The 19216-nt window shown below is 48.1% G+C and carries 16 protein-coding genes; 10 read left to right on the top strand and 6 right to left on the bottom strand.

All coding sequences use genetic code 11. The features are described from left to right. The first annotated feature begins 22 nt into the window (after positions 1-22). The 6 genes from JHU38_RS07860 to JHU38_RS07835 all read left to right on the top strand — a co-directional run bounded on the left by JHU38_RS07860 (position 23) and on the right by JHU38_RS07835 (position 10186). Positions 23-3661, top strand: a complete 3639-nt coding sequence (locus JHU38_RS07860; protein ID WP_107581466.1) for a SusC/RagA family TonB-linked outer membrane protein — start codon at positions 23-25, stop codon at positions 3659-3661. An 86-nt stretch (positions 3662-3747) separates the two neighbouring features. Continuing rightward, positions 3748-5178 carry a RagB/SusD family nutrient uptake outer membrane protein gene (locus JHU38_RS07855; RefSeq protein WP_207859338.1) on the top strand — a complete coding sequence of 477 codons (1431 nt, stop codon included), beginning with the start codon at positions 3748-3750 and terminating at the stop codon, positions 5176-5178. A 13-nt stretch (positions 5179-5191) separates the two neighbouring features. Beyond that, on the top strand, positions 5192-6079 hold the full coding sequence (locus tag JHU38_RS07850; protein ID WP_107581468.1) for a putative zinc-binding metallopeptidase: 888 nt from the start codon (positions 5192-5194) through the stop codon (positions 6077-6079). A 78-nt stretch (positions 6080-6157) separates the two neighbouring features. Further along, positions 6158-7870 carry a S8 family serine peptidase gene (locus JHU38_RS07845; protein ID WP_158267283.1) on the top strand — a complete coding sequence of 571 codons (1713 nt, stop codon included), beginning with the start codon at positions 6158-6160 and terminating at the stop codon, positions 7868-7870. Next, positions 7867-9027 (top strand): aspartyl protease family protein, encoded by a 1161-nt coding sequence (locus tag JHU38_RS07840; RefSeq protein ID WP_158267284.1) that lies wholly within the window; start codon positions 7867-7869, stop codon positions 9025-9027. The genes JHU38_RS07845 and JHU38_RS07840 overlap by 4 nt, the downstream gene beginning before the upstream one ends. Positions 9028-9031: 4 nt before the next feature. After that, the gene (locus tag JHU38_RS07835) at positions 9032-10186 is read left to right on the top strand and encodes a thioredoxin family protein (RefSeq protein ID WP_107581471.1); all 1155 of its coding nucleotides are present in this window, start codon (positions 9032-9034) and stop codon (positions 10184-10186) included. Positions 10187-10483: 297 nt separating this feature from the next. Here the strand turns inward: JHU38_RS07835 and JHU38_RS07830 are convergent, their stop codons facing one another. Together JHU38_RS07830 and JHU38_RS07825 are read right to left on the bottom strand one after the other, a co-directional pair. After that, entirely contained in the window at positions 10484-10867 is a 384-nt protein-coding gene (locus tag JHU38_RS07830; protein WP_232369890.1) for an acyl-CoA thioesterase, read from the bottom strand. Positions 10868-11089: 222 nt separating this feature from the next. Continuing rightward, a complete protein-coding gene (locus JHU38_RS07825) occupies positions 11090-12457 on the bottom strand; it encodes a DUF2851 family protein (RefSeq protein WP_107581473.1) in 1368 nt (455 codons plus the stop codon). Between the two features lie 198 nt (positions 12458-12655). Between JHU38_RS07825 and dapB the strand changes: the two genes are divergently transcribed. The 4 genes from dapB (at position 12656) to JHU38_RS07805 (ending at position 15983) form a co-directional block, all read left to right on the top strand. Beyond that, positions 12656-13414 carry a 4-hydroxy-tetrahydrodipicolinate reductase gene (gene dapB, locus JHU38_RS07820; protein ID WP_107581474.1) on the top strand — a complete coding sequence of 253 codons (759 nt, stop codon included), beginning with the start codon at positions 12656-12658 and terminating at the stop codon, positions 13412-13414. Positions 13415-13430: 16 nt separating this feature from the next. Then, positions 13431-14879 (top strand): S26 family signal peptidase, encoded by a 1449-nt coding sequence (locus tag JHU38_RS07815; protein ID WP_107581475.1) that lies wholly within the window; start codon positions 13431-13433, stop codon positions 14877-14879. Between the two features lie 75 nt (positions 14880-14954). Further along, on the top strand, positions 14955-15353 hold the full coding sequence (locus tag JHU38_RS07810) for a S26 family signal peptidase (protein WP_255414282.1): 399 nt from the start codon (positions 14955-14957) through the stop codon (positions 15351-15353). Between the two features lie 21 nt (positions 15354-15374). Then, positions 15375-15983 carry a WbqC family protein gene (locus JHU38_RS07805; RefSeq protein WP_107581477.1) on the top strand — a complete coding sequence of 203 codons (609 nt, stop codon included), beginning with the start codon at positions 15375-15377 and terminating at the stop codon, positions 15981-15983. Between the two features lie 13 nt (positions 15984-15996). On the opposite strand, the gene JHU38_RS07800 is transcribed toward JHU38_RS07805, so the two are convergent. The 4 genes from JHU38_RS07800 to JHU38_RS07785 are packed head-to-tail and all read right to left on the bottom strand — an operon-like array spanning position 15997 to position 19040. After that, entirely contained in the window at positions 15997-16434 is a 438-nt protein-coding gene (locus JHU38_RS07800; RefSeq protein WP_107581478.1) for a hypothetical protein, read from the bottom strand. 57 nt (positions 16435-16491) lie between these two features. Continuing rightward, entirely contained in the window at positions 16492-17763 is a 1272-nt protein-coding gene (locus JHU38_RS07795; protein WP_107581479.1) for a porin family protein, read from the bottom strand. Then, on the bottom strand, positions 17760-18326 hold the full coding sequence (locus JHU38_RS07790) for an RNA polymerase sigma factor (protein WP_107581480.1): 567 nt from the start codon (positions 18324-18326) through the stop codon (positions 17760-17762). The genes JHU38_RS07795 and JHU38_RS07790 overlap by 4 nt, the downstream gene beginning before the upstream one ends. A 39-nt stretch (positions 18327-18365) precedes the next feature. Beyond that, complete coding sequence (locus JHU38_RS07785) at positions 18366-19040, bottom strand: NigD1/NigD2 family lipoprotein (protein ID WP_107581481.1); 675 nt, start codon at positions 19038-19040, stop codon at positions 18366-18368. Positions 19041-19216: the final 176 nt, after the last annotated feature.

The following is a 19216-nucleotide window of genomic DNA, read 5'->3' as shown; positions in this document are numbered from 1 at the left end:
ATACCTTAAAAATACATCATTTATGAGTTATAAACTAAAAAAACGGCAAGCGTTGAGTAGATTTGCTTGCAGGATTGTTGTGGCGTTGTTTGCTTTTTGGGGAAACGTTGCTGCTGTCGAAGCACAATCGTTGACCGACAAAATTACGGTGGAATGTCGTAATGAATCATTGGCCAACGCGCTGAAAAGAGTTGAAAAAGCATCCGGATTCAAGGTCTTGTTCACCTATGATGAGGTGCAAGGTTATACGGTTAGCGTACAACTAAAAAACAAAACGGTAGAGAAAGTCCTTTCTCTCTTGCTGCAAAACAAGCCTTTCAGGTATTCCGTGAATGGTAAGTTTATCAATATCACGCAGACATCTGCCCAAACGGGCGGAGCCTCAGACGGCTTGTCGCAAAGTGGTTTGTCCGGAAATCAGGCGGGAAAAGGCAAGGTCGTGATTCAAGGTAAGGTCTTATCCGAAAATATGAGAGAGCCTTTACCCGGAGTTACCGTCTTTATTAAAGGGACATCGGAAGGCGCTCAGACCAATCTGGAAGGCTTTTTTAGGATAGAAACCTATGCGAAGCGTCCTGTTCTGCAATTTACTTATGCCGGCATGAAGGCTGTGACGGTGGCATGGCGCGGCGAGGAAATGCTCCATGTGACGATGGCCGACGACGTGTCGCTTATCGATGAGGTCATCGTTACCGGTTATCAGCGCATTAGAAAAAACGAAATGATCGGTTCGGCCAACACAGTACAGATAGAAGATCTTTTCTATGACGGACAAAAGAGCATTGAACAGATGTTGCAGGGAAAACTGTCGGGTACGAGTGTATTGAATACCAGCGGATTGGTAGGTGCCACTCCAAAGGTACGCGTGCGTGGAACGTCTACTCTGTTGGGTAATCAGGAACCGGTGTGGGTGGTCGATGGTATCATTCAAGAAGACCCGCTGCCGTTTAAAACGCGTGACCTCGATGCTTTGGGCAATATCAATCAGGACAATTTCGACATGATTAAGAATTTCGTAGGTAATTCTATCTCGTGGTTAAGTCCGAACGATATTCAGACGATTTCCGTGTTGAAAGATGCCGCAGCGACAGTGATGTATGGCGTGAAAGCGGCCAATGGTGTCATTGTTATTACAACCAAGCAAGGTAAGAGCGGACGTATTTCGGTGAATTACAGCGGTGGTATATCCGTCACCCCGCGTATACACTACAGCCGGATGAACCTGATGAATTCCTCGGAACGTATCGATGTTTCAAGTGAAATTTATCGAAGAGGACTTATCAGTGAGGCCAATCGTCCCCTCGAACGAATCGGATATGAAGGACTTTTAGGGCAATATTTGCGTAAAGAGATTACCTATCAGCAATTTGTGGATGGGGTAAGACAGGCACGTTCCAACAATACAGATTGGTTTAAAGAGTTGTTTCGCAATTCGATGAGCCATCATCATGGTGTAAGTCTCAGTGGAGGATCGGGCAATATGAATTACTATGCATCACTTAATGGTTCGTTTACTAATGGTATATCCAAAGGTAACGATTCGAAAAATTATAGTGCTTCGGTAAGCATTGATACCAAAATCAGTAGTAAGGTGAGTTTAGGTGTGCGCTTAAATGCGGCTTCTCATGAGACCCATGGTTTCTTCCGCGTAGATCCTTACTACTATGCCCGAACGATAAACCGTGCTATTCCGGCATACAATGAAGATGGTTCCTTGTTTTATTATGCTAAAACACAGGATGCCAACCGCAGAATGTATAATATCATCAATGAACTTAATAACACAGGAAATACCAATACGACGAACACAATGGCACTCTCTGCCAACCTAAGATGGATGATCGCTGAAGGCTTACGCTTTGAAGGTTTGCTCGGATACAATACCTCCAACGTGGTCGGAGAGTCGTATGCCGATGAGCGGAGCTTTTTTATTACCAATCTGCGAGGCTATGAGTTCGGGCTTTATGGGCCTGGAGACCTGGAATATAAGAAGTCTCGTTTGCCTCATGGAGGTGAGTTGAACACAACGGAAAGCCGCAACAAGAACTATACTTTGCGTGCTACCTTATCTTATAATAAGATTTTAAACGATGTACATCGACTGAGTTTCATGGCCGGAGGCGAAATGCGCAGCAATAAATACGACGGATATAATACGACCGTTTATGGTTATTTTCGTCAGCGGGGTAAATCGATTATGTTGCCACCGCGTCAAGTTGTAGACCCGTTGAATAGTTCCAATTTGATAGCCAATGAACTATACGACAACTTCTCCAACTCCGTTATCGACCGTAAAATCAATACTGTCGGCCTGTTTGCCACAGGAATGTATAGCTATGACGAACGTTACATATTATCGGCCAGTGTCCGTTCGGACGCGTCCAACCGTTTCGGACAGGACGAACGCAACCGTTTCCTGCCCGTATGGTCTGTCGGTGCCCGTTGGAACATCATCAATGAACCATGGATTAAGCACCTGTCGTGGATCAGCGACTTCAATGTGCGTGGCTCATACGGTTGGCAGGGCAATGTCGTAGAGAACTGCGGCCCCGACCTGATAGCGCAGTTGGGTCGTGGTCGTGATTTTATTGATATCCGAACAGGCCGTTATATCTTGAAGATAAAGTCATTACCTTATGATAATCTGCGCTGGGAAAAGACGAAAAGTATCAACCTTGGTATTGATTTCGGTGTATTGAAAAACCGTATTGCCTTCAGTGCGGAATATTATTCGAAGCATACTTCGGACATGATTGTTTCTAAAGCCGTGCCTTATGAGTATGGAGTTTTGTTCATGCCAATCAACGGTGGCAGCATGACCAACCGAGGTTTCGAGTTGACGGCAAGCGTAACGCCTGTGAGAACCAAGGATTGGGTGTGGAGTTTTTCGCTTAACACGGCAAAGAATTTCAACGAAATACGATCCACTATCGCCGAAAATCAGAATTGGAGAGCCGCAGCGGGAGGCTCTGTTCATAAGAAAGGTTATCCGGTAGGAGCCTTTTGGGCATGGAATTTTACGGGACTTGACTCGCAAGGAGGGTATCCTTTGTTTAAGATTCCAACCAAAGAGGAAGGTGCTAATCCGTTCGATGCTACAACCTATATGGCCTATGCCGGAACAACAGAGCCTGATTTCTCGGGTGGTATGTCGACCGTGTTGCGTTGGAAGACATTGACTTTGTCTACATCTTTCAGTATTGCGCTCGGTGGAAAGCGCTTCCTTACAGATTTGTTTGACGAAGATTATTTGAATAACAGCACACCTTCGGCCTATTCCAATTTGTCTAAAGACATGGTGCGGCGTTGGCAAAAGCCCGGTGATGAGGCGCATACCCAGATTCCTACCATCCCTTATCGAAACATACCGCTGGTGAATTTGCCTGATGGATCAACGGAGTATCGTCACCGAATGTACAATTATTCTACGGCACGGGTAGTAAATGCCTCTTTCTTACGGTGTAATAACATCTCTTTGTCCTATACAGTACCCGCGAAAGTCGCAAGCAAGATGATGTTGAAAAACCTCTCTGTCAGCGGTGCTATTAGTAATCCGTTTATCATAGTAAGCAAAGATTATAACGGCGTAGACCCCGAAGTAGCTACTGGCTCTCAGCCGATTACGCCAAGTTATAGTCTTACTTTGAATTTTAGTTTGTAATTTTAATGATGGCTTCAATGAAAAATATCATATTCTTAGGTGCGTTATCGATAGCCTTGTTATTGACGGCTTGTAGCGATTTTCTTATGGAAAGCAGTCAAGACGAGGTAAGACCAAGTACTACAACCGATTTGGAAGAACTACTATTAGGTGAGGGTTATGCTTCTCGTACACCCATCTTTCCTTATCTTGAGTTGTTAACGGATAATGTAGAAAGCAATTATTCCGACGCCACAGGTCAGGAAACGATGCTTCTTGGTGGTGGACCGGTTTTTACTTGGGCTGAAGACATGTTTGAACAGCTGCAGAAAAACAATGTGCCATGGTATAATTCATGGCAAAATCTCTATCATTGGATCAATGGATGCAATGTTGTCATTGATCAGTTACCTTTGGTCACGGGTTCCGAACAGGCAAAAGAACGTATCAAGGCCGAGGCTTTGAGTCTGCGCTCTTTCTACTATTTCATGCTTGTCAACGCGTATGCGCCACCTTACAACACGGAGAATACGGAGGCCAACGCGGCTCCCGGCGTGCCACTTGTTTTGAAGTCTACGGTGAAAGATGAGTTTCCGAAGCGCAGTAGCGTGGCTGAAGTGTACGAACAAATCGTAAAAGATCTTCTTGAAGCACGTAACCTCTTTGCCAAGAATGGCCCGGTGGCTCATAACGTGTACACCGTATCGCCGTTGTTTGTCGACATGTTGTTGGCTCGGGTATATCTTTATGAGGGCAAATGGGACGAGGTTATCAAATACAGTTCTTCCGTTATAGAACGTAAGCCCACGCTTTTGAAGCTTCGTCAGTTCTATTCGTATGACGACTGGCAGGGCATCGTAATGTATGATATGTCAAAAGGTGGCGTGTATAACAGTGGTAGTCCGGAATTGATCTGGGGCTATTCGGTCAACGGCGAGTATTCGGCGTATTTCATGGGAGTAAACTTTTATATCGATCCGGGTAAGCTACCGGCCTTCACCGTGAGCAAGGAACTGGAAAACAAGTATGCTTCCAACGACATTCGGCGTGAGGCTTACTACAATGCTTACCTTGTTATGAATGGTTTTTTCCCTGAAAAGCATCTGTTGGTAGGCCGTAAAAGTGATAATGTTATCCAGAATCCTACCAAAGGAATGCGTGTGGCGGAAGCTTATCTGAACAGAGCAGAGGTTTATGCCCGTAAGTATTTGCTCACCAAAGATGAAGAAATGCGTAGGTTGGCATTGAATGATCTCAATACATTGCGTGAGGCACGCTTCACTGATCCGTATGTAAAGCTGGATATAATGGATGGAGAGGAACTGTTGAAAGCCTGCTTGGATGAACGAAGACTTGAGTTTAGTTTTGAAGATCATCGCTGGTTTGATTTGCGGCGATTGGGAATGCCCGCGCTCCAGCATACTTTCTCTATTGTAAAAGGGCAGGTACAGACTGTTCGCTTGGAAAAGAACAGTAGCAAATATGTGCTGCCCATCCCTCGCGAAGTGAGAGAACGGAATCCGGAATTAGATAAATAAGAATGACGAAGATATGAAACAGAGTATATTATATATAGTTTTGGCGTTGACATTGGCCGCTTGTGGAAATGAAGATCCGGTCAAACCAACCAATGGTTCTGAAGAAATCGTAGGCCCGCACACCCTGCCTCAAGGTAATCATCCTTATGATAAAACAATTCGGGAGGTGTATGATAAGACAGGTTCCTTGTTGCTTTATAAATTTAGCGATACTGATTTTGCATGGGGATCTACACAAAGTTTCCTGTGGAGCAAGAACAGAATGCAGGATGAGGGCTATCTTTACGCATTGCCGGAAGAGGCACAGGTGGGGGAACAAGTGTCTTTATTGAAGACGCAATTCTTAGATTTATTCCCGACCGAGTTCCTGAAAAAGCATTTGCCCTTGCGCATTCTGCTTTGCGGAAAGCTCTTTTATCTGGAAGGTGGATATACCGAAGTACCCACAGAAGAGGACTACAAGCGTATCAATGCCTTTGAAGGCTACGAGTATTTTGCGGTGAATTGGGGAAGCAGCGAGCTTCCGCAGATGACCAAAGAACAGAAAGACCAATTCAGACAGGATATGTGTACGCTCTTATTACGACGTATCTATCCCGATGTAAACAAGGGAACGGCGCGCGAAAGTATTCCTCAAGCTTTTACCGCGGTATCTGCTTACGGTTCTAATATTGAGGGTTCATTGGCAGAAGGATTCTTAAATAGCGCTCATAAGAGCAGCGAGCGTGAGGATTGGTTCGACTATTTGAAAACTATTGTGTCTACTCCGCTGGCCAAACTTGAGGCTTCGGATGGAGTCCTGAGTCATGAATTGGTAAGACGGAAGTATGATATTGTCATTAGGTATTTCAAAGAACAATTCAATGTAGACTTGCAGCGTATCGGTAATATGAGCGATTAAGTGCTGACAAATGACTTCGGAATCAAGAATAAACATAAAGGATGCTTCGATTAGAGGAGCAGGATGAAAATGAAACACATGAACGTAAATAACGCAATCCTATCGATAATGCTTTTATTGTTTGCGCCTTCGATGGCGCAAACGATGAAGGCACAGGAATATAAACAAAGTGATCTTGACTGGTATAACCTGCATCCTACGGCTGATAAGGTCTATGGAGTGGGGGCGAACGAGGCCTATCAATTGCTGAAAGGGCGTAAAGCCCGGCGCGTCGTCGTAGCCTTGATAGGCTCCGGTCTGGATGTGAGCCACGAGGATTTGAAAGGTAAGGTCTGGAAAAACCAAAGAGAGAAACCCAATGGGCGCGATGACGACGGTAATGGACTGGTAGACGACATTGTCGGTTGGAACTTCTTGGGAGGTAAGGACAAGGCGGGCACAAATCGTTCGATGAACTTTACCCTGAATCAAGGTGACCGGGAGTATTTCAGATTGCGTGAGAAATATGCCGACTATGTGTCTGATGGCAAGCGGTTTTATAAGTTCGACGGCGACGAGATGGTGCAGGTAGATGCGCCACGGAATATGAAAGAATACCGATATTATCGTGATACGATTGTGTATGAGTCGCCACTCGCCTCACGATACGCAGGTATTCTGGCAGCCAAAGTCGTGCGCCACTATACCAAGATCTTTGACGCGAAACTCCGCCAGCGCTTTCCCGGTCAAGAGATAACGCTAAAAGAGTTCGAGACACTCTATGATAAGAACGCGCCAAAGGATTCGTTGGCGGATATGTCTTTCATGATATTGGGCTATAGTTTTCCTATTGCCAAGACGGAATCATGGAAAAAGATATATGAGGTAGAAATGCAAGGAACACCTATCCGTCAGGCTCAGCAGGCGTATGAAGCGTATCTTCAGAAGCATGGTGACGACAACCGAAAGGAAATTGTGGGTGATAAACCGAATGATATTCGCGACACCCGTTACGGGAATGGGCAGCTATTGACGGAAGATGCCAACATCGGAACCATGGAGGCGAGTATCATTGCCGGTGTGAGAGATAACCGAATCGGTGGCGACGGCATTTGTAACGAAGCGCTTATCATGCCTTTGCGCGTTGCGACCGCCGGCGATCCGTATCTCAAAGACGTGGCTTTGGCCATGCGATACGCGGTCGATCATGGGGCGAAAGTTATCGTTCTGCCTTCTCAAAACACGTTGTTTCCTGTCTCAGAACGTAGTTGGATAGCAGACGCTTTGCGCTATGCGGAGCAGAAGGACGTACTTGTGATTGCGCCAGTTACAGAGAGTTCACAGGACTTGGGACACACATTGTATTATCCGAATCGCTTCATGATTCCCGGACATGAACTCGGCAACCTGATGATTGTGGCTCCGAGCGACAAGGAAGGCAAACCTTCGCTGAGTGCGAACTTCGGTCGGAAAGAACTGGATATCCATGCTCCGGGGAAGGAAATCTATACGGCCGGCGTGGCAAACACCTACGGATTGGCTACCGGAACGGGCATGGCCGCAGCGTCGTTGGCAGGCTCTGCAGCCTTGATAAGAGCCTACTTCCCCTCGCTGAAGGCTGGTGATGTGCACCGATTGCTCAACGAGACCGCAACGAAACCGAACGATATGGAGGTTGAAAAGACGATGGTGGTGAACGACCGTAAGGTTCAAGACCTGTTCCTATATTCTGATCTATGCCTTTCGGGAGGCATTGTCAATGTGGCAAATGCCGTAAAGGAAGCCATCAAACGCGAGCAATCGAAAAAATGAAAGGCCGCAATTATATTCTTTCCGTCGTCTTGCTGCTGTTGGCGTTGAGGCTTGTTGCGCAAGATCTTTCGATCAAACGGTATGCCGACACGATACGGTATGAAATGAAATATGGACGCATCATCGTTCCTGTCACGGTCAATCAGGTGGTATACAGATACATCTTGGACACCGGAGGGCAGACCGCTACCATTTGGGAGGAGGCAAAGGCGATGGGAGGACAGCTGACCGGAGCCAGCAAGGTGACGGCCGACATGAACGGCAAGGCCAATATGTATTCGATGGGAAGGTTGCCCGAGGTGAAGATTGGAAGTAATCTGAAACTGTCGCTTACTACGATTGCGCTACCCGATATCAAGGGATTTCGGGAACTGGGTGTAGTCGGAATCCTCGGCGGTGACGCCTTCAAGGATGTTGTCATGGCTTTGGACGGGGCGAAAAGTGAGTTGCGCCTCTATTATCCTTATCGTCCGAAGGGACTGAAGCTAAGCGATGGCATTCCGTTAGCTTATTCGGAGACGTGGCATGTGAACTTTCCTTTGTCGTTTTCAGGCGCGTCCGTGCAGGTCATGTTCGACACAGGAGTGCCCGAATTGCTTACGATGAGCGAAAAGGATTACCTTTTTTTGGCGCAGACCCAGGCCGCAACGGTCGTTCGGAAGGGTAGAGGAACGTTGGGCGCAGGCCTTGAAGGGCTGGGTGAAGCCAAGCCTTTGAAGCAGGTTAAGATGGGCGAATTCGCGCTGGGTGGCAAGTCTTTTCAGAATGCTACGTGCCTTGTCGCCCCCAATGTACCAACAATACTCGGCGCGGAATTGCTGAAATACGGTGTCGTAACGATTGATTATCCTCGTGGACGGTTTTATTTTCAGCCCTACGAAGAGGCTTCCGCGGATCTCGCGAAGGCTGCTCCCATCTGGGATGTGAGTATTCTTCCTGCCCACGGAAGGTTTGAAATAACCGCGGTTTGGGAACCTCTGACTGACCGATTAAACATCGGTGATGAGGTTGTTGCCGTCAATGGGAAAGATATTACTCGCCTTCTGTTGAGTGAAACAACGATTTCTGACATCTTCGACAGGCTTATTTCGTCAGAAACCACCATTACGATGAAGCGAGGGAATCGGAAGTTCGATATTCCTGTTCATCGGCGTTAAACAAATGATTATGCGTGTTTTCAAGTTTATTCTTTTCCTTTTGGTCGGTTTGTTGTCGACTCATTCGAGCGTGTTTGCCCAATCGGCCAACTCTCTTCAGGAAACTTATGAATATCAGCAGTTGGGTGACGGTTCCATAGCCGTTACTTTGCAAATGGATGGTCGGGATGCTTTGTTCGTGTTAAGTGTGTCCAAAGAAACGGCTTTGTTTAACGAAACACTTCCTAAAGAGGCTACTCCCGCCCTTCCGCACACCCTTGTCTTGGGGCAGAGTCTGTATGCCCACGAACGGATTTTTCCATATACGACGAGGCCATTGGCCTTCCGAACGAGTAAGGTTGTGGGAATATTGGGGCTTGACATGCTGCGGAATGTAATCTTGACAATCGATTCCAAGCAACACAAACTAACCTTTTCCAGCCCTTACAGACCCGGTTTTATTAAATTGAGCAATCGGATTAGATTGCTGACAGAACCTGAAAAGGAGGTAAAGATACCTGTTTCTATTGATGGAAAGGATTATGCTTTGCCCATTTCCTTGGATTTTTCTTCGCTTCTTTGTCTGACGCCCGATGACCTACAACGTGTCGGGAAGAGGGATTCTTGCACAATCCGAATCGCTAACACGTCAATTCAGACCGTGTCGGTCAGAACGAATCAGCCCGCTCATTCTTATCTTGGGCGCGATCTGTTGCGGCATGGCTTGCTTTCAATAGACTTTACTAAATCGGCCGTTTACTTCCAATCTTTCGACTCTTCTGCGCCGTCTTATGACGCATCTGTCGAAAAGCAACCGATAATGACGGATGGCAAGGTGGAGGAAATAGGGCGAACCTACTTCTTGAATCATATCTGGGACTATACCACCCATCATCAATTTGCCTATAAAGACTCTGTTCCCGCAGTGATAGACTTCTGGGCAACATGGTGTGTTCCTTGCAAACGGCTTTCACCTTTACTCTCCCGATTGGCCGAAAAATATAAGGGAAAGATTCGATTCTTTAAAGTCAATTACGTCACGGAGCAGCAATTGTCTAAAGATTTGGGCATAGAAGCCTTACCAACCTTGTATATCATCCCCGCAAAGGGATTACCGCAACAGATGGTTGGGCCTAAACTCGAGGATGTAGAACCGATGATTCAAAAGTTACTCAGATAATTTCCCGAGTCCTAAGCATGAATTTTGCGTATCATGATTACACAAAATTCTTGATCCAAAATCGCTCATCAGAAATGTAATTTTACAAAGAACGATTGATAATTCATTGTAAACTTGGCTGTGTTTCCACAATTCTGACGGAATTACCGCTGCGTGGTAATGTGATTACCAGCCGTGTGGTAATAGTCTTACCGCTACGTGGTAATCGTGTTACCACGCAGCGGTAATATTTTGGTAATTGCCCGATTGATTTGTAATTGCTATTTTTTCAATAAGTCCTTAATGACCTATTTGGGCTTATTCAGCTTGCAGGAAGGGCGCGAAAGCACGGTCGTAGTCTTCGCTCACGGCGAGGCGGCCGTTGACAAGACACACGAGCTCGACGGTGGCGTGGAATGATAGTTTCTCATCGCTCGCACGGAATAGATCGTGTGTGAAGATGTAGCGCACGCCTTCTTTCTTGAGTGACAGACGTGAAATAAACTCGTCGTCGCAGCGCAGTGGGATCTTGAAGGCCAGATTCATGCGGGCCACCACAGCATCGACACCTTTCTCGTGCATCTGAGCGAAGCTAAGGCCCACGTGTCGCAAGAAACGATGGCGCGTGTGTTCGGTGTAGTGTAGGTAGTTGGCGTTGTTCACAATACCCTCAATGTCGCATTCGTAATCGCGCACCTCCATGCGGGTTTCAAAAATGTATTTACCTGTCCCGGTCTTTCCATAGGGAGAGTGGGTCGATTGCAACGGGGTGTTGGCTGCTGGATTGGTCTTTTCTGTCATTATTTTATCAATATTTATGGTTATGAATGAGTTGATTGAATGGTTACGACGGATGTTTGTCGTTATTACAATTACTCGTTTATGGACGAATACCCCTATTGAGGCAACTCGTTTTTTTAGTTCTTATATTCGTTTTCTCGTGTCTTCAGCCCGCACATCCTCCCTTTGGGAGGCCGGGGTGGGGCGCCGTTGGGACGTGACGGGTCGCAAATACTCATAGCCGATTCTGCATCTGAGGCAGTCCTTGCGGTCGCAATACATCTTTTTGAGTTGAATAAGCGCTTGCGAGTCGCCCGCGTTTTCCACGTTGAGGCCGCAGTCCTGCCACATCCGTACGATGTGATTGTTCTCCGCTTTCAGCTGGTCGAGGAAGTCGAAGGCCCGTTGGCAGAGCTTCTCGTCGCTCTTGTGGCGGCCGTAAGCAAAGAGGATGGGTATCACGGTGTTGATGAGGAGCAGTTGGAGCGACGCGGCCGAGAGCCGTTTTTGTTGTTTTTCGCCCGCATGACCGAAGGTGTAGTGCGTCTCCCAATAAGGTGTGACGGCGCTACGGAGCAGTTCGCCTGCCGCTTTCACGTCGTGGCAATCGAGCAATTGGCTCAGTCCGGCCCGTCGTTGATAGAACAAATTGGCCAGTTGAGCAATGCGAATATGAGGAAAATTCTGAGGACGGAGCCGCAGAAACTTCCAACGTTGGAAGTCGATAGGCTCAAAAGAAAACTTGTGTTGTAGGTAGAGATACTCCTTGCGAAGCCGTTGAAAGTAACTGTCGGCAATGGCTTCGGCCCGGTGACGCTCGGCAATGGCTGCCGGATCGAGCAGTCCGGCCTGCCCCAGAAAGATAGCTTCGATTTGCAGAAGGTCGTCCTGATGGTGGGCGACGGCCTGTAACGGAACACGATAGGCCCACGCTTCAAAGGCGTCGCCGTTGATTCCGAAGCCGTAGTTGCGGGCCAGCGTGACGAAATAACCGGCTTCCCACGAGCCGTCGCAGCGCTTTACACGCTCCATAATGGCTTCCGTTTTTTGCTCCAGTCGCTCCGTTTGCAGCGCGTTCATCCACGCGTGGACGCTGAGTTGTGAGAGCGAGGGAATGATACGATAGCAAGGAGGATATTGGTCGGTGGTGAGCAGTTCGTCGTAATGCGCCTTTACGTACTCGGGAACATCGAGTTGCAGTTGCGCCAGTGGCTCTCCCTTCTCGTTGCGGACCGATCGATCGATGCTGCCACACACGTGTAGAATCACGTTGTTGTAGCGTGGATCACGGTCATGTCCGTGCAAATACCAGTCGCTCGATTGATCATGAATCTCTACGTTGCCCACCCACAGCGTGCCGGCGATCTTGATTTTGGCATTGAAGAAGTCTGGTCCGGCGTCGCGATTGTGCAGTCCCGGGTCGATGATTTCTATCTGCTGGCCGTCGGTCGTGGTCATCGGACCGTGTCGCCACAGCTTATGTTTCCATACGTAGTGTAAAAGTTGTTCCATCCGTATCAGGCGTTTAAGCGTCATACAAAAGTAGAGATTATATTTGAAAGTGGCTTTAAAGGCCCTCCAAAATTTGTACAAAAGGCCTTAAATATTACTTTTTATTGCATTTCAGGCTTTTATCTTTGAAAAAGAAGCATTATCTTTGCCACAAATAATTAAGTTTCAAGTTGTAAACTAACAAATAATCAAGTAAAGATGAAAATAGCATTGATCGGCTATGGCAAGATGGGCCACATGATCGAAGACATCGCTTTGCAGCGTGGTCATGAGATTGTGTGTCGCATTGACGTGGATAATCCGGAGGCATTTGACTCTCCCGCCTTTGCCGGAGCTGATGTAGCCATAGAGTTTACCAACCCTATGGCGGCCTACGATAACTACCTGAAGGCCTTCAAGCATGGCGTAAAGGTCGTGAGTGGTTCCACGGGATGGATGAAAGAGCATGGCGACGACGTGAAAAAGCTCTGTACCGAAGGCGGCCACACACTCTTTTGGGCCAGCAATTTCTCGGTGGGCGTGGCCATCTTTTCGGCTGTCAACCGCTTCTTAGCTAAGATTATGAACGGTTTTCCCGCGTATAATGTCTGCATGCAGGAAACCCATCACGTGCATAAACTCGACGCTCCGTCGGGCACGGCCATCACTTTGGCCGAGGAAATCGTTGAAAATATCGACCGAAAGAAGGACTGGAAGCGTGGCGTCACATACTGGACGAGCGACAGGCATGAAGACGCGGGCGACCCGATAACCGAGGATGACTTGGTCATTAACTGCGTGCGCGACGGCGAAGTTCCCGGTATTCACACTGTGATGTACGACTCCGAGGCCGACATGATTACCATTGAGCACGATGCTCACAGCCGTAAAGGCTTTGCGTTGGGGGCCGTATTGGCAGCCGAATATACATTGAATCATCAAGGATTGCTCACGACGAGCGACTTGTTTAAATTCTAACCTACGTTGAAAGACAATGATCGATAAAGAAAAAGCTAAGCTGAATATGCGTGTACAGTGGACGAAGTTCACGGTTGTAATCATCCTCTATCTCTTGTTTCTGTTTTGGTTGAAGAGCTGGTTAGGGCTTATCGTGATACCATTCATCTACGATGTTTATATTACCAAGAAGATACGGTGGCAGTGGTGGAAAGATTCCGAAGGCCCGGTACGCTTCATTATGAGTTGGGTTGATGCCCTTGTCTTTGCCCTTGTGGCCGTTTATTTCATCAACCTGTACTTCATTCAGAACTTTGTTATTCCCTCTTCCTCGCTCGAAAAGAGCCTACTCACGGGCGATTACCTTTTAGTTTCTAAGATAAGTTACGGTCCGCGCATTCCGCAGACACCGCTTACCATGCCTCTTACGCAGCATACCATGCCCCTTTTTGGCGTGAAGAGCTACGTGGAATGGCCACATTGGGACTATCGTCGTGTGAAAGGATTGGGCAATGTGAAGCTCAACGACATCGTGGTTTTCAATTATCCGGCCGGCGATACGCTGGTGAATGCCGAACGTTATCAGGCTGCCGACTTCTACAGCATGTGTAATCAGTTGGGCGAACAGATTTACGAACAGCAGAATCCGCAACCTGTTGACTTGTCGCAGCTCAACCGTCAGCAGCAGCGCGACTATCTCATAGGCCTTTACAATTTAGGTAAACGCTATGTAGAGCAGAATCCCAACGAGTATGGCGACATCATTACGCGGCCTACCGACCGCCGTGAGAACTACGTGAAGCGCTGTGTGGGCTTGCCCGGACAGACCTTGCAAATCAAGAATCACGTCGTTTATCTCGACGGAAAGCCTAACAAAGAGCCCGACAACGTGCAATATACTTATTATATAGAGCGCAATGCTGATATTCCCGAGGAGCTGATGCACGAGTTGGGAATATCGATGGAAGACCTCACAAGCCTCAATCAATTCGGCTATATGCCGCTGACGAAGCATGCCTACGACGTGCTCAAGAGCCGCAAAGACATCGTGAAGAGCATCCGACTCAACACCGACGCGATGGTAGGTGAAACCTATCCGCTCACGACTTACACGGGATGGACGCGCGACAACTACGGTCCGGTGTGGATTCCGAAGCGTGGCGCCACCGTGAAGCTGACGATGGACAACATCGCCATTTACGAACGGCCTATCCGAACCTACGAAGGGAATAATCTGGAGGTGAAGAACGGCAAGATTTTCATCAATGGCAAGTTGGCTACAAGCTACACGTTCAAGCTGGATTACTACTGGATGATGGGCGACAATCGCCACAACAGCGCCGATTCACGCTATTGGGGCTTCGTTCCCGAAGACCATATCGTGGGCAAACCAATCTTCATCTGGTACAGTTCCGACCCGGATCGCAAGGGCTTTAAAGGCATTCGCTGGAGCCGATTGTTCAAAATGGTGGATGGAATTAAGTAATCAATGCGCGTTCAGAGTTTCAAACATGCTTTATAAAACCTAACACTCTATATTATCTCTCTTTCAAAATGGATATTGCCCATGGGTGTGGCTATTGCGATAGTCTTTGTGCTTCACACCTTTGTCCTCACCTTCTTTACCGTAACCAGTAACGATTTTTATCCTGTGTATTCAGTCGGTGATAAGGTGATGGTCAACAAACTCGCGCGCAAAGATTGCCATTTTGGCGACTTCTTGGTCTATACCGACAGCGTACATAGTTATTTGTCGCAGGTAGAAGCGTTGCCGGGCGACACCATCCTCCACAAAGGCCAGCGTTATTGCATTCCCATGGCGTGTTGCCAACGTTGTAGTTGTCCCGATTGTCGATACCTTTTGGTCAATACGGGCAGGCAGATGGTGTTAATTCATCAACATCTCATCGTCGGAAAAGTCGTAAGAAAAGAGGAGCTTATGAGCATAAGAGGGTATTAGGTATATAGCGTATCCGAAACCATGTTATATCTTTCCAGTACATATTTTGGTCCTATCCAGTGGTATCAGAAGCTCAACCGCCACGACCACTGCCTGATAGAACGCTACGAAAACTTCGTAAAGCAGACCTATCGCAATCGAATGGTCATTGCCACGACCAACGGACTGCAGGCGTTGAGCATCCCCGTGACCACCGATGGCGACTCTCTGTCGAAGACGTTGATACGCGACGTGCGTATCAGCGACCATGGTCATTGGCGCCATATCCACTGGAATGCCCTCTGCTCGGCCTACGGCGAGAGTCCGTTTTTTGAGTTTTACCAGGATGATATCCGTCCTTTTTTCGAGCAACGGTGGGACTTTCTCTTTGATTTCAATATGGCAATCACGGAGAAAATGTGCGAGTTGCTGGATATCCAACCCGATTATCAGCCCACCACTTCTTATGAATCCGCAACGCCACTCACGGACTTTCGCAACCTTATTCGGCCGAAACATCCGCTTCCCGACCCCGCGTTCGAGTCGCGAAGATATTATCAAGTGTATGAGCGGAAGTGGGGATTTCAGCCTAATCTGAGCATTCTCGACCTGTTGTTCAACCAAGGCAACGAGGCCGTGCTCTATCTATAACACCCCTGACGCGTTACTCTTTGTCAACCATTTTTTCCTCAATCTCCAGTTTTTCATACGCTTTGGGCACAATCAACAGGAAGAAAGGGCGTGTGGTAAACGACTGGCGAGCACCCTGCGTATAGCGATAGGTGAGTTGCAGTTTGTCGCCCACCTTCTTGAGCGCAAGCGGTTGGAGCGTCGTTTGGCGGTCGGTCTCAGGCACAATCTTAGCCAATACGAAGTCTTTGTTGAAGTCGATGGGCGTAGGCTGGCCGTCCTTGCTCATGATAGCGGCCATTCCGAAGTTTTCGTCAAACGTCTGTTGCCGTGTTATCTTCATCGTTTCGGGCAGCCGCGTCTCGCCTACGTGGTAGTAGTTGCGGGCTTCTGTCCACTTGATTACCTCTGTTTGGCTACATGAACTCAATAAAACGGCCAGTCCGGCCATCATCATCTTTATCTTTTTCATTATCTTTTTCTGTTTTGAAATTCTTTTTTTTATTGGAAAAGACTTCCGCTTATTCCTTTATTGATTGATGTGAAGGCGCAGTCCCACGCCCAGACTGATGTTGGTGGGTCTGTCCTTATAGATATTGTCGATACTGCTTCCGTTGTTGAAGTAGTGACGCACGCCCGGTTCTACATAAGCGCTGAGGTTGTTACCAAACAGGTATTCGGCACCGATACTACCGTTGACGGAGAATTGTGGCCGATGTTCGGATAGCGAGCGCGATGGCATCGGGGCCTTTGTGTCGGCCGCTTTGTCATGGATCGTAATCTTTCCGCTCACCAGTTTCTCGACCTCTGCACCTGCCGAAGCGTAAATATTGAAACGCTTGCCACGCACCAGCGAGTAACTCACGCCCACCGGCACGCCGATATAATGCAGCGATTGTTTTTCGCGTTCGTCCTTCATCGTAGGTCCGTAGGTCGTTTCTGCCGCGAGATGGCTGTAATTAAGTCCCGTTTGCAGGCTCCATCGCTTCGACAGATAATAGTTAAGTCCCACACCGACCTTCACCGGTAACCCATGCCGGGTGCGCTTTCCCTCTTCTGATTTTTGCTTTACCACGCCTCGAGAGTTGGTGCCCGCCATGTCTTCAGAATAGTCGCCTATCGGGTTGGCCGTCGCTAAGAGCAGCATATCGTTCGATGTTGTCTTGCCCCCCATGCTATTATAATAGGTGGCCATGCTGAGTTTATTTTGGCGTGCGGACGCTCTGGGGTGATCGGTGGGCAGGGCAATGCCTCCTTCATACGTGTCTCGGCCTGTGTTGCGTATAGGTTTTGTCGGCCGATCGTTGGTTGTTGCCGCGTCGGTTGTCGAACCCTTGTCCACCGTTGGCGCTTCCGGCTGCGCATCGGTAGCACTGACCGATCCTTCGATCGGAGGTGTATGGGCCATGGCCGTCATGCTCTTACCCGACGTTGTCTGCATAGTCCGGTCGGCAGAGGCAAGAAGTACGGGAGTTGCTGTCGAAGGCTGTGCCGGCGTGGCGGGCGTCGTTGCCGAAGGACGAACATCCTTACCGGCATCGAGGGCTGCCATCGGCGCTTCCGATTGCTTCTCGTTGAGCAGCGTCAACGTAGCGGTCATGGCTGCCAGGAGGGCAATCGCGGCTGCCGCACGATAGTATTTGTTGTGGAACAGGCGCGCATGAGGCTGTGAAACGGGTGCCAAAGGCTTCAGTCCCCTTGCGGCCATCTCGCGTTTCACGTCGTCGAGCAGGCCTTTGGGTGGCGCTGTCCGTCGTTGTTCCATGCGTTTGCGTATATCGTCAGTCCATTGATCGTTCATTGCAGTTCCTCCTTCTTTCTTTGCTCCCTGATCATTCGGGCAAGCATGTTTTTAGCTTTGTAATATTGCGACGCCGACGTATCGGGCTTAATGTTGAGTAGCAGGGCAATCTCCTTATGGCTTTTGCCCTCGATGGCATAAAGGTTGAATACGGCGCGATAGCCGGCCGGAAGCCTTCCTATCAGCGCCGCAATCTCGTTGTCGGACAATAAAGAGGCGTCGGGTTCTTCTTCGGGCATCTCCATCTTTTCTATATCCGAGTCGACGACGAACAGCTGTCGGGTATTCCGCAGCCAATGCAGCGCCTCGTTGACCACAACGCGCGTGAGCCAGGCCCGCAAGGAGCCTCGCCCACGATATTCAAACGATTCTATTTTGGTAAAAATCTTGATAAAACTCTCTTGCAACACATCGTGCAAATCGTCCTCGCGAGGTACGTATCGGGCACAAACAGCCGTCAGACAGTCGGCATATTCGGCATACAGCGCGTCCATCGCACGGGAATCTCCCTTGCTAAACAGTCGGATAATTTGTTGTTCCTTGCTGGTTCCGAATAGGTTCATGTGTCGTTATATGTTGCCTGCAGCGTGGTCGGTGGCAATCTATTTACGCGTTTTATATTTGAATTTTGCGCTCTTGTCGCCACTGAACGACTTCCATTTAATGGTCAGTTCTACTTCCTTATCTCCCGTGTCGGGCAGGTCAGACAGCCTGAAAGCCACGCATCCGTCGCCTACAAATCCGGCTTTGTCGCCATTGGCGTTGTGGCGCAGTTCCACTTCATAAGGCTTACCCGTGGGTATCAGGTTTATCATGTGCGTCTTTTTCGGATCGCCGAAGTAAGTGCGGAAGCGCAAAGTCAGATAACCATCTTCCAGAATTGTGGCCCAATCTTTCACGATTTCTATAGGATCATTGCCGTAAGTGGCATCGTTCTTCTCACCCAAGTTCTTGGCCATGGGCTTCGTCAGTATCGTATCGATCCAGTTGACATAAGCCGCTCTTTCCATTTTGTCCTTATCTTTGTCGTCAAACTTTAGATTTACGAACGCCCGTAGCTCCTTCGTTCCGTAGGGCGACTTGGTTATGTTCGTGGGCTTAACGATGGTTTTGTCGTCCAACTGCAGGTAGAAGCCTAATGCCACATTGTTCTTTAATGTTACCAAAGCGTTGGGCATTCTGACAGATGGGGTATCGTCGTCGTTGAGACACGACTGCAAGCTTAGGGTCGTAGCTAAAATCACCATGGCGGTGAGCATCCATTTTCTTGTTTTCATCTTTTTTCTTTTTAGAGGTTTCTACTATAGAAATCCGGCACAACCCAAAAACTTGCCTCGAATCCTTATTTTTTTTATAAAAAACGATCTTAAACTCAAACATATATAAAACCACTTTTACACCAATAGTGTCCTAAATATTTTTCAAAAAAGTGAAGGAAGTTGTTTTCACTAAG

It is taken from the genome of Prevotella illustrans (genome assembly GCF_017426725.1).
GTDB classification, from domain to species: Bacteria; Bacteroidota; Bacteroidia; order Bacteroidales; family Bacteroidaceae; genus Prevotella; species Prevotella illustrans.
The sequence above is the reverse complement of the archived record's forward strand: the minus strand, read 5'-3'. Positions and strand labels throughout refer to the sequence as shown.

What these genes read in the sequence shown, in the direction of transcription:
- JHU38_RS07815 (WP_107581475.1), top strand. Translation starts at nt 13,431, where the DNA reads ATGATCGATAAAGAAAAAGCTAAGCTGAATATGCGTGTACAGTGGACG.
- JHU38_RS07840 (WP_158267284.1), top strand. Translation starts at nt 7,867, where the DNA reads ATGAAAGGCCGCAATTATATTCTTTCCGTCGTCTTGCTGCTGTTGGCG.
- dapB (WP_107581474.1), top strand. Translation starts at nt 12,656, where the DNA reads ATGAAAATAGCATTGATCGGCTATGGCAAGATGGGCCACATGATCGAA.
- JHU38_RS07805 (WP_107581477.1), top strand. Translation starts at nt 15,375, where the DNA reads ATGTTATATCTTTCCAGTACATATTTTGGTCCTATCCAGTGGTATCAG.
- JHU38_RS07825 (WP_107581473.1), bottom strand. Translation starts at nt 12,457, where the DNA reads ATGGAACAACTTTTACACTACGTATGGAAACATAAGCTGTGGCGACAC.
- JHU38_RS07835 (WP_107581471.1), top strand. Translation starts at nt 9,032, where the DNA reads ATGATTATGCGTGTTTTCAAGTTTATTCTTTTCCTTTTGGTCGGTTTG.
- JHU38_RS07855 (WP_207859338.1), top strand. Translation starts at nt 3,748, where the DNA reads ATGGAAAGCAGTCAAGACGAGGTAAGACCAAGTACTACAACCGATTTG.
- JHU38_RS07850 (WP_107581468.1), top strand. Translation starts at nt 5,192, where the DNA reads ATGAAACAGAGTATATTATATATAGTTTTGGCGTTGACATTGGCCGCT.
- JHU38_RS07785 (WP_107581481.1), bottom strand. Translation starts at nt 19,040, where the DNA reads ATGAAAACAAGAAAATGGATGCTCACCGCCATGGTGATTTTAGCTACG.
- JHU38_RS07845 (WP_158267283.1), top strand. Translation starts at nt 6,158, where the DNA reads ATGAACGTAAATAACGCAATCCTATCGATAATGCTTTTATTGTTTGCG.
- JHU38_RS07860 (WP_107581466.1), top strand. Translation starts at nt 23, where the DNA reads ATGAGTTATAAACTAAAAAAACGGCAAGCGTTGAGTAGATTTGCTTGC.
- JHU38_RS07795 (WP_107581479.1), bottom strand. Translation starts at nt 17,763, where the DNA reads ATGAACGATCAATGGACTGACGATATACGCAAACGCATGGAACAACGA.
- JHU38_RS07830 (WP_232369890.1), bottom strand. Translation starts at nt 10,867, where the DNA reads ATGGAGGTGCGCGATTACGAATGCGACATTGAGGGTATTGTGAACAAC.
- JHU38_RS07790 (WP_107581480.1), bottom strand. Translation starts at nt 18,326, where the DNA reads ATGAACCTATTCGGAACCAGCAAGGAACAACAAATTATCCGACTGTTT.
- JHU38_RS07800 (WP_107581478.1), bottom strand. Translation starts at nt 16,434, where the DNA reads ATGAAAAAGATAAAGATGATGATGGCCGGACTGGCCGTTTTATTGAGT.